General features: G+C 21.0%; 1 protein-coding gene and 1 pseudogene. Both read left to right on the top strand.

Annotation, left to right across the window (positions count from 1 at the left end; all coding sequences use genetic code 11):
• Positions 1-423, top strand: a pseudogene (locus tag AYC60_RS08925) (hypothetical protein); the annotation flags it as partial.
• Positions 362-509, top strand: a 148-nt coding sequence (locus tag AYC60_RS09575; protein WP_156447645.1) for an ATP-binding cassette domain-containing protein, incomplete at its 3' end; no start/stop codon positions are given. The pseudogene AYC60_RS08925 and the gene AYC60_RS09575, both read left to right, overlap by 62 nt.

Below are 509 nucleotides of genomic sequence, written 5' to 3'. Positions count from 1 at the left end.
AATAAAAAATTATCAGCATATGGTAATTTAGTATCTCAAGGAACTAAAAAATTATTTGAAACTATAATGTTTGTAATGACTGGATATCTAGTATTAAATGATAAATTAACAATAGGAATGTTAGTGGTTACACCAACTATATTATCTGTATTTTTATCATCAACTATGGATATATTTGATGTAGTTTTACAATATTTAGGTTCTAAATTAATGTTTAATAAGCTAAATGAAATTATAGAATCTAAAACATATAAATACCCTATTTTCGAAAATAATATTAATTTAGAAAATATTTCATTTAAATATGATGACTTAGATGTAATTAAGAATTTAAGTTTAGAATTTAAAAAAGATAAGGAATATGTTTTTGTTGGTAAAAGTGGGTGTGCGAAAATCTACTTTATTCAATCTAATATTAGGTAGATTAAAAGAAAATGAAGGTCAAATATTAATTGATAATAAAAAAATAGAAAATGGAGATATAGAAAATAAACATCAAATGGATTATG

The organism is Streptobacillus felis (assembly GCF_001559775.1).
GTDB lineage: Bacteria > Fusobacteriota > Fusobacteriia > Fusobacteriales > Leptotrichiaceae > Streptobacillus > Streptobacillus felis.
Note: the sequence above shows the minus strand (reverse complement) of the source record. Positions and strands in the feature narration are given on the sequence as shown.